The sequence below is a fragment of the Pseudomonas sp. GD04158 genome (genome assembly GCF_029834875.1).
Classification (GTDB): domain Bacteria; phylum Pseudomonadota; class Gammaproteobacteria; order Pseudomonadales; family Pseudomonadaceae; genus Aquipseudomonas; species Aquipseudomonas hydrolytica.
In genome coordinates this window covers 60,827-70,187 of the sequence record NZ_JAODYT010000020.1, presented here as the reverse complement: position 1 = coordinate 70,187, position 9,361 = coordinate 60,827, and the positions used below count along the sequence as shown (strand labels likewise).

The following is a 9,361-nucleotide window of genomic DNA, read 5'->3' as shown; positions in this document are numbered from 1 at the left end:
TTTGCAGTTTTGTTACTCGGCCTTGAGCGTGATGCGCGCAAAGGCCTTCTTGCCGGCCTGGCAAACATGCGTAGCGCCCACCTTGAACAGGAAGGCGCGCTCAACCACCTCGCCATCTACACGCACGCCGCCCGATCCGAGCAGATCCCGAGCAACGGCAGCGTTCTTCACCAGGCCCGCCTTATTAAGGACGGATGAGATCGGCATATCTTCAGCCGACACCAGCTCGACCTCTGGCAGATCCTCCGGCAGCTCACCATCCTTCATGCGATTACCCACGGAACGGTGCGCATTGGCGGCTGCCTCTTCACCATGGAAACGTGCAACGAGCTCTTCAGCCAGCTTGATCTTGATGTCACGGGGATTCGCACCCTGCTGAACATCACGCTTGAACTGCTCGATCTCTTCCATGGAGCGGAAGCTGAGCAGCTCGAAGTAGCGCCACATCAACGCATCGGGCATGGACACCAGCTTGCTGTACATCACGCCCGGCGCTTCCTGGATGCCCACGTAGTTACCCAGCGACTTGGACATCTTCTTCACGCCATCGAGACCCTCCAGCAACGGCATGGTGACGATGCACTGCGACTCCTGCCCATAGGCGCGCTGCAGCTCGCGCCCCATCAGCAGATTGAACTTCTGATCGGTGCCGCCCAGCTCGACGTCAGCCTTGAGCGCCACGGAGTCGTAACCCTGCACCAACGGATAGAGGAATTCGTGGATGGCGATCGGCTGATTGCTGGTGTAGCGCTTGTCGAAGTCGTCGCGCTCGAGCATACGCGCCACGGTGTACTGCGAAGCCAGACGAATGAAGTCAGCAGGCTTGAGCTGATCCATCCAGGTGGAGTTGAAGGCCACCTCGGTCTTGGCCGGATCGAGGATCTTGAATACCTGCTGCTTATAGGTCTCGGCATTATCCAAAACCTGCTCGCGGGTCAGCGGCGGACGCGTGGCGCTCTTGCCGCTGGGATCGCCAATCATGCCGGTGAAGTCACCGATCAGGAAAATCACCTGATGGCCGAGCTCCTGAAACTGACGCAGCTTATTAATAAGCACGGTGTGACCGAGATGCAGATCCGGCGCGGTCGGATCGAAACCCGCCTTGATCCGCAGCGGCTGACCACGCTTGAGCTTTTCGACCAGCTCAGCCTCAACCAGAACCTCTTCCGCACCGCGCTTGATCAGCGCCAGCTGCTCTTCGACCGACTTCATGACAAAAACCCGCAACCACTGGAAATTGAAAGGGAACCAACCATACAAGATCGCGAACTAATTACAAGTTTTGCCCAGGGAAAGCCCCCAGGGCTACCGCTCGGCATGTCAAGGGTTGCCCCAAGCCGATTTTGGTTATATTTTATACAGTTAATGCATATTCCAAGAAAACGCCTCACGCCATGACGCAAAATATCCCCAAAGCCCCGCCCTACCCCAAGAGCCACATCCTGGCTGCTAGCGGTGTAGCTGCGCTGCTGAGCCTGGCTCTGCTGGTGTTTCCTTCGCGTGAAGTCGAAGCGCAGAAAACCTTCCTCGATCTGGATCTGGGCAACGATGCCGAGCTGGTGCTGCAGGAAAAGGACGACCTCCGAGCGGGACTGCCAGTGCCAGGCGCCGCCTCCCCTTTCGCCAAGATCGAGCAGAGCGCGGACACCGCCGAAAACAGCGCAGAAGACGCTGACGAGAACATCCTAGAAACAGCCGACACCACCACTCCCTCCGACCCCAACCACCACAACATCACGGTGAGCAACGGCGATACGCTTTCTACCGTATTCGCCAAGGTCGGCCTGAACGCCAACGATCTGCATGAAGCCCTCAATAGCAACAAGGACGCCAAGCAGTTCAGTCGCCTCAAGGTCGGCCAGGTGCTGGAGTTCGAACTAAATGAAGATGGCAAGCTGAAGCATCTGCAAAGCAAGCTCAGCGATCTGGAAACCATTCGCCTCAGCCGTACCGACAAGGGCTTCGATTTCGAGCGCGATCAGGTCAAACCCGAGGTGGTGACCACCTACAGCCGCGGCGTGATCAACAGCTCGCTGTTCCTCTCGGCAAAGCGTGCCGGCCTGTCGCACAGCCTGACCATGGACCTGGCCAACGTCTTCGGTTACGACATCGACTTCGCCATGGATATTCGCGAAGGCGACGAGTTTGAAGTGATCTATGAAGAGAAGGTGGTGAACGGCAAGCGTGTCGGCACCGGCAACATCCTCTCGGCGCGCTTCACCAATCGCGGCAAGACCTACACGGCGGTGCGTTACACCAACAAGCAAGGCACCACCAGCTACTACAACGCCAATGGCGAAAGCATGCGCAAGGCGTTCATCCGCACCCCCGTGGACTTCGCCCGGATCAGCTCGCGTTTCTCCACCGGCCGCAAGCATCCGATCCTGAACAAGATCCGTGCACACAAGGGCGTCGACTATGCTGCGCCACACGGCACACCGATCAAGGCAGCTGGCGACGGCCGCGTGACTCTGGCCGGCCGCAACGGCGGTTACGGCAACACCGTGATCATCCAGCATGGCCAGCGCTACCGTACGCTCTACGCGCACATGCAGGGTTTCGCCAAAGGCATTCGCAACGGCGCTAACGTCAAGCAAGGGCAGATCATCGGGTATATCGGTACCACTGGCCTGTCCACCGGACCTCACCTGCACTATGAGTTCCAGGTCAACGGTGTACACGTCGACCCGCTCAGCCAGAAGCTGCCGATGGCCGACCCCATTGCAGCGAGCGAGAAGCAGCGCTTCATGCAACTGAGCAAACCGCTGATGGCACGCATGGACCAGGAAAAGGCCACCATGCTGGCCTCCAATCAGCAGTAAGCCGTGCCCCTCTATATTGGCGTGATGTCCGGTACCAGTCTGGACGGACTGGACATTGCGCTGATCGATCAAGGTCAGCGCCCCCACCTTCTCGCCACGCTCTACCGCCCCATGCCAGAACGACTGCGTAGCGAGCTGCTGGCGTTATGCAGCGCTGGCGACGACGAGCTGGCACGCGCAGCCATTGCCGAACAGCACTGGGTGGAACTGGCCGCCGCCGCCGTCAACGAGTTGCTTGAGCAACAGAACCTGAGCGCACAGCAGATCCGCGCCATCGGCAGCCACGGTCAGACCGTGCGCCACGAACCGGCACGCAGCTTCACCATTCAGATCGGCAACCCGGCACTGCTGGCCGAGCTCACCGGCATCTGCGTGGTCGCGGATTTTCGTCGGCGCGATGTGGCTGCAGGCGGTCAAGGTGCTCCTCTGGTCCCCGCCTTTCACCAGGATCTGTTCGGCGATAACCAACGGCACGTAGCCGTGCTCAATGTCGGCGGCTTCAGCAACCTCAGCCTGCTTTCACCGGACCAGGAGATTCTGGGATTCGACAGCGGCCCCGGCAACGTTTTGCTCGATGCCTGGATTCAGCATTGCCAGGGCCTTACCTATGACCGTGATGGCGCCTGGGCTGCCAGCGGCAACGTACACCCGGAGCTGCTGAAACGACTGCTGAGCGATCCCTTCTTCGCCGCGCAGGGTCCGAAGAGCACCGGGCGCGAGCTGTTCAATCTCGACTGGTTGCTCGGCCACCTGCGGGCCTTGCCACAGCTGGCCAGCGAGGATGTTCAGGCGACGCTGGTAGAGCTCACCGCATGCAGCATCGTCAGCGCACTACGCAGCGCCCAGGCACAAACGGATGCTCTGCTGGTATGTGGCGGCGGCGCCCACAACGCCTGCCTGATGAAGCGCCTGAGCGAGATGCTGGCAGGAACCGACGTGAGCAGCACCGCGGCCGAAGGCGTGGACCCGGACTGGGTCGAAGCCATGGCCTTCGCCTGGCTGGCGCACTGCGCACTGGAAGGCATTCCAGGCAATCGCCCGAGTGTCACCGGTGCCAGAGGTCTGCGCGTTCTCGGCGCCATCTACCCCGCCTGAAAACGAAAACGCCGCGCATCAAGCGCGGCGTCGTCATGAGGCGAAGACTTCAGATCGAGAAGGACGATCCGCAGCCACAGGTGGTGGTGGCGTTGGGGTTCTTGATCACGAAGCGCGATCCTTCCAGCCCTTCCTGATAGTCGACCTCGGAGCCCACCAGATACTGGAAGCTCATGGCATCGACCACCAGACTGACGCCCTCGCGCTCGACGATGGTGTCGTCCTCGGCTACATCCTCATCGAAGGTGAAGCCGTACTGAAAGCCCGAGCAGCCACCGCCCGTGACGAACACGCGAAGCTTCAGCCGCGGATTACCCTCTTCATCGACCAGGGTCTTCACCTTGCTTGCAGCACCCTGGGTGAAGTGCAAGGGGGCAGGGGTGAAGGTTTCGACGCTCATGCTGTGACTCCCGGCGCCATGCGCCATACTGCGTTGGGCGTGCATTATCCGCTTGCCCGAGAAAATTGGTCAACTATTGCTCGGTATCCAAGGTGGCCGGCAGCTCCAACGGCCGCTCGCCGTCTTTCAGATGGAAGAGCCTGCCTTCGATCTGCGCGCCCATGGCCATCTCCATCAAGCCGTAGTGCAGGTTGCCCCGCACCCGAGCGCGCGCGCCCAGCTCCAGATGGCCGGCGGCGAAGACATCACCGTTCACCTCACCATCAATCACTATATGGGGTGCACGCACCTCACCTTCAACCAGGCCACCTACGCTGACCCGCACCAGCCCTTCGGTGGCAAGCAGATTGCCAGTAACCCGGCCATCCACCTGCACCGCGCCCTGAAAACGCATATCGCCCACCAGCTCGGCGCCGGCGGCAATCAGGCTGGTCTTGCCGCTGAAACGCTGCAAGTCAGGCTTGGCCTTGTCTTTGTTCCACATGGGTGGCTATTGCTCCTGGTTTATCCAATCGAACGTACGATCCAGCGGCTTGTCACCTTCGACTTCCGCACGGACTTTTACCTGACGCGGCTCGAAGCCATCAGGCAGTTGCATCTCGCCGAAGCGTCCGGCCTCGGGAAATGACTGAAAATGCTTGAAGGAGAACGGGATGCTGGCCTCGCTCACCTCACCGGACAACTGCGACAGGTCCAGACTGACGTCCTTGCCGCCCTGTTGTCCTTCGACGGTGATCCGCAACTTGCCCTTTAGCGGCTCGTCACTGCTCCCCACACGACTCATCAGCACTTTGTAGCGGAAATGGCCGGGCGAGTCCGTGGCTTGCAGCTCAAAGGCGCGGATACGGATGCCTTCGCGACGACTGGCAGGCGCCAGCACGCCCTTGTAGAAGGCCAGATCCTGTTGTTGCTTGAAGATCTGCTCCTCGAGCAGCTTGATGGTGCGGCGATTCTGTTCGATGGCCTGCTGGCTGACCTTGTCACTGCTGCCGACCACGGCCAGACGCTGACGCAGCAACTCCAGTTCCTGCTCCTGCTCGGCCAGCCTGGCCAGCAGAGCATGGGTTTGATCCTCCACCTGCTGGCCGTGCTGCTGGGCCCCGAAGAAGCCCAGCAGAAACGCTCCGGGAATGGCCAGCAGCAGCAAGACCAGTATCCAGCGGCGTCGACGCTCTCGACGCGGATCGCTGAGGCGGACCTCCCAGGCCGGCGTCACGGCAACAGGGCCGCGTGCGACAGACCAAGACGCTCGTCGAGACCGAAGAGGATGTTCATGTTCTGTACCGCCTGGCCGGAGGCGCCCTTGACCAGGTTGTCGATCACCGACAGCACCACCACCAGGTCGCCACCCTGCGGGCGGTGCACGGCGATGCGGCAGACGTTGCCACCACGCACGCTGCGGGTTTCCGGGTGGCTGCCGGCCGGCATCACGTCGACGAAGGGCTCATTGGCGTAGCGCTGCTCGAACAGTGCCTGCAGATCGACCGAGGTGTCGGCCACGCGGGCATAGAGGGTCGCATGGATGCCGCGGATCATCGGCGTCAGGTGCGGCACGAAGGTCAGACCGACGTCGCCACCAGCTGCCAGGCGCAGCCCCTGACGAATCTCCGGCAGGTGGCGATGGCCCTTGACCGAGTAGGCCTTCATGCTCTCGCCGGCCTCGCAGAACAGCGAGCCAACGCTGGCACCACGGCCGGCGCCGCTGACGCCGCTCTTGCAGTCGGCGATCAGGCTGCCGGCATCGGCCAAGCCGGCTTCCAGCAGTGGGATCAGGCCGAGCTGAGTAGCGGTCGGGTAGCAGCCGGGTACGGCGATCAGGCGCGCCGTCTTGATCGCCTCGCGGTTGACTTCGGGCAGGCCATATACCGCTTCGCTCAGCAGCTCGGGAGCGCCGTGCGGCTGGCCGTACCACTTGGCCCACTCTTCGGCGTCCTGCAGGCGGAAGTCGGCGGACAGGTCGATCACCCGCGTGCCGGCGGCCAGCAGCTCACCGGCCAGCGCATGGGCGACGCCGTGTGGCGTGGCGAAGAACACCACATCGCAGGCACCCAGCGTGGCGACGTCCGGCACGCTGAAGGCCAGCTCCGGATAGTGGCCGCGCAGATTGGGGTACATCTCGTCGACGCGCAGGCCGGCCTCGGAACGGGAAGTGATCACGGCCACCTCTGCCTGCGGGTGTTGCGCCAGCAGACGCAGCAGTTCGACACCGGTGTAGCCCGTGCCGCCGACGATACCGACCTTGATCATCACATGCCCCTTTGCAAAAGCCATTGGAAAGCTACCGATGATAAAGCCGCATCGGCCAAGCTCCAACCGCAGAGGTGACGCAGGCCGTCGCCTGCCTCTACTATCGAGACCATTTTTCAGCGCGAGAAGCGAAAATGCTCTATCTCTGGCTCAAGGCTCTGCACATCATCGCCATGGTCTGCTGGTTCGCCGGCCTGTTCTATCTGCCGCGCCTGTTCGTCTATCACGCCATGAGCAACGACGCCACCAGCCACGAGCGCTTCTGCATCATGGAGCGCAAGCTGTATCGCGGCATCATGCTGCCGTCGATGATCGCCACGCTGGCGTTGGGCATCTGGCTGCTGACCCTCAATCCCGGCTATTACTTCAGCCAGGGCTGGATGCACGCCAAGCTCACGCTGGTCGCTGCCCTGGTGATCTATCACCACCTGTGCGGCGCCCAGCTCAAGCGCTTTGCCCGCGGCGAGAACAGCCGCAGCCACGTGTTCTATCGTTGGTTCAATGAAGCGCCGGTGCTGGCCCTGCTGGGCATCGTCATCCTGGTCGTCGTCCGCCCCTTCTGAGGAATTCGCCATGTCTCTGCCCGCCCTGCTCGAACAACGCCTGCGCCTGCCGCTGGTGGCTGCGCCGATGTTCCTGGTGTCCAATCCGGCACTGGTCAGTGCCTGCTGCAACAGCGGTATCGTTGGCAGCTTTCCGGCGCTGAACCAGCGCGAGAGCGCCGGCTTCGCCGCCTGGCTCGACGAGATCGAAGCCAGTCTTGCGGCTGACGCCGCCCCCTTCGCCGTCAACCTGATCGTGCATAACAGCAACCCTCGGCTGCAGGCGGATCTGGCCATCTGCGTCGAACGCCGCGTGCCCATCGTCATCACCAGCCTGGGCGCGGTGAAGGAAGTGGTCGATGCCGTGCACAGCTACGGCGGCCTGGTGTTCCATGACGTGACCACCCGCCGCCATGGCGAAAAGGCCGCCGAGGCCGGTGTGGACGGTCTGATTGCCGTGGCAGCCGGCGCTGGCGGCCACGCCGGCACGTGGAGCCCCTTCGCCCTGCTGGCGGAGATTCGGCAGTTCTTCGACAAGACCGTGCTGCTGTCCGGCTGCCTCAATCACGGCCACGAAATTCTCGCTGCCCAGCTGCTCGGCGCCGATCTGGCCTATATGGGCACACGCTTTATCGCTACCCAGGAAAACAATGCTTCCGAGGATTACAAGCGCATGATCCTCGGTGCCCAGGCAGCCGATATCATCCACACCCCGGCGGTATCGGGCGTGCCGGCCAGTTTCATGCGCCAGAGCCTGGAGCAGGCCGGCTATGACCTGAAGCAGCTGCAGAACAAGGCCGACATCAATTACGGCGAAAAACTCAAACCCATGGATGAGGAAGCCAAGGCCTGGAAAACCGTCTGGTCGGCCGGCCAGGGGGTTGGCGGGATCGACGACCTGCCGTCGGTGCAGGAGCTGGTAGCGCGACTCGATCGCGAATACCGGGCCGCCCTGGTGCGCAGCCAACAGCTGGGGCAACGCTGGCCGCGATGAAACGCCGCCATCTGCTGGCTGTGGGCGCCCTCGGCCTGCTTGCGGGCTGGGCGCTGCGACCGCACGATCGCGGCCAGCAGCACGACGCCTATTTCGCCGCACTCAACCGCCTTCTGCAGCAGGAAGGCGATGGTATTCCAGCGCTGCTGCTGGATCTGGACCGCCTGGATGCCAATGCCGATCTGCTCGCCGAGCGATTGAACGGCCGTCTTGGCTTGCGCCTGGTGAGCAAATCGCTGGCCAGCGTGGGGCTGCTCGAATATCTGGCCAAACGCCTGCAAACCCAGCGCTTCATGGTCTTTCACCAGCCGCAGCTGAACCGCCTGGCGCGCAGTTTCCCGCAGGCCGATCTACTGCTGGGCAAACCCATGCCGGTGCATGCCGCGCTGAACTTCTATCGCCAGCTGCCAGGCCATCTTGGTTTCACCCCTGCCCGCCAGTTGACCTGGCTTATCGATAGCGCAGAGCGGCTGCGCCAGTACGCCGAGCTGGCCCAGGCGCTGGGGCAACCCCTGCGCATCGCCCTGGAGATCGATATCGGTATGACGCGAGGCGGCTTTCGCGATCCGCAAGCCCTGGGCCAGGCCCTGCAGCACCTGCAGGACCAGCCGCAGCTGCAACTGCAGGGGTTGATGGGGTATGACGCGCACGTCGCCCATGCCCCGCCCTGGACCGAGCAACGCCGGGTTTTCGCCGATACCAACGCCCGTTACCGCGAGTTCCTCGCCGCAGCTCGGGCGTTCCCTCAGCTCTGGCCGCGGCAACCGCTGCTCAACGGCGGTGGCAGTCTGACCTACCCACTGCACAGCCGCTCGGACACTCCGCTCAATGAGGTCGCGGTGGGCTCCGCTCTGCTCAAGCCGGGCGACTTCGACACGCCTGCCCTGAGCGAACATCAACCGGCCCTGTGGATCGCCAGCCCGCTGCTCAAGGTAGCGGACGGCGCCCTACCCTATCTGGGCGCCGTGCAGCCGCTGATGAACGCCTGGAATCCCAATCGCGAGCATGCCTATTACCTCTATGGGGGGCGCTGGCCCGCACACCCCGTATCGCCGGCCGGACTCGACTACGACGCCCTGTACGGACGCAGTGCCAATCAGGAGCGCCTGATCGGCAGCGCGGCCACCGGCCTAAGAGCGGACGACTGGGTTTTTCTGCGCCCGGCAATCAGCGAGGGTCTGCTTGGCGGTTTCGGCGAAATGCGTCTGCTGCGCGCAGGCCAGCTGGTCGGTCGCTGGAGCACGCTGCCCACCGGCTGAAA

At 62.7% G+C, this 9,361-nt stretch carries 10 protein-coding genes; 5 read left to right on the top strand and 5 right to left on the bottom strand.

From position 1 onward, the window contains the following. Positions 1 to 12: 12 nt before the first annotated feature. A complete protein-coding gene (tyrS, locus tag N7333_RS10505; RefSeq protein ID WP_129482601.1) occupies positions 13 to 1,212 on the bottom strand; it encodes a tyrosine--tRNA ligase in 1,200 nt (399 codons plus the stop codon). Positions 1,213 to 1,394: 182 nt separating this feature from the next. Here tyrS and N7333_RS10500 point away from each other — a divergent pair, with 182 nt between their 5' ends. Both N7333_RS10500 and N7333_RS10495 read left to right on the top strand, forming a co-directional pair. Beyond that, the gene (locus N7333_RS10500) at positions 1,395 to 2,822 is read left to right on the top strand and encodes a peptidoglycan DD-metalloendopeptidase family protein (RefSeq protein ID WP_004373463.1); all 1,428 of its coding nucleotides are present in this window, start codon (positions 1,395 to 1,397) and stop codon (positions 2,820 to 2,822) included. Positions 2,823 to 2,825: 3 nt separating this feature from the next. Then, the gene (locus N7333_RS10495) at positions 2,826 to 3,917 is read left to right on the top strand and encodes an anhydro-N-acetylmuramic acid kinase (protein WP_129482600.1); all 1,092 of its coding nucleotides are present in this window, start codon (positions 2,826 to 2,828) and stop codon (positions 3,915 to 3,917) included. Positions 3,918 to 3,966: 49 nt separating this feature from the next. On the opposite strand, the gene erpA is transcribed toward N7333_RS10495, so the two are convergent. From erpA to argC, 4 genes are all read right to left on the bottom strand, one after another. Beyond that, positions 3,967 to 4,317, bottom strand: a complete 351-nt coding sequence (gene erpA, locus N7333_RS10490) for an iron-sulfur cluster insertion protein ErpA (protein WP_004373465.1) — start codon at positions 4,315 to 4,317, stop codon at positions 3,967 to 3,969. Positions 4,318 to 4,390: 73 nt separating this feature from the next. Then, positions 4,391 to 4,801: a polymer-forming cytoskeletal protein gene (locus N7333_RS10485; RefSeq protein ID WP_004373467.1), complete on the bottom strand. Its 411-nt coding sequence runs from the start codon at positions 4,799 to 4,801 to the stop codon at positions 4,391 to 4,393. A 6-nt stretch (positions 4,802 to 4,807) separates the two neighbouring features. Next, positions 4,808 to 5,464 (bottom strand): DUF6776 family protein, encoded by a 657-nt coding sequence (locus N7333_RS10480; protein ID WP_232460384.1) that lies wholly within the window; start codon positions 5,462 to 5,464, stop codon positions 4,808 to 4,810. Positions 5,465 to 5,529: 65 nt separating this feature from the next. After that, complete coding sequence (argC, locus tag N7333_RS10475; RefSeq protein ID WP_004373472.1) at positions 5,530 to 6,564, bottom strand: N-acetyl-gamma-glutamyl-phosphate reductase; 1,035 nt, start codon at positions 6,562 to 6,564, stop codon at positions 5,530 to 5,532. 134 nt (positions 6,565 to 6,698) lie between these two features. Here argC and hemJ point away from each other — a divergent pair, with 134 nt between their 5' ends. From hemJ to N7333_RS10460, 3 genes are read left to right on the top strand one after another with little or no spacing between them, the layout of a single operon-like run. Beyond that, complete coding sequence (gene hemJ / locus N7333_RS10470; RefSeq protein WP_129482598.1) at positions 6,699 to 7,127, top strand: protoporphyrinogen oxidase HemJ; 429 nt, start codon at positions 6,699 to 6,701, stop codon at positions 7,125 to 7,127. 10 nt (positions 7,128 to 7,137) lie between these two features. Next, on the top strand, positions 7,138 to 8,100 hold the full coding sequence (locus N7333_RS10465) for a nitronate monooxygenase family protein (RefSeq protein WP_012019791.1): 963 nt from the start codon (positions 7,138 to 7,140) through the stop codon (positions 8,098 to 8,100). Continuing rightward, the gene (locus tag N7333_RS10460) at positions 8,097 to 9,359 is read left to right on the top strand and encodes a DSD1 family PLP-dependent enzyme (protein ID WP_129482597.1); all 1,263 of its coding nucleotides are present in this window, start codon (positions 8,097 to 8,099) and stop codon (positions 9,357 to 9,359) included. The genes N7333_RS10465 and N7333_RS10460 overlap by 4 nt, the downstream gene beginning before the upstream one ends. Positions 9,360 to 9,361 lie beyond the last annotated feature (2 nt).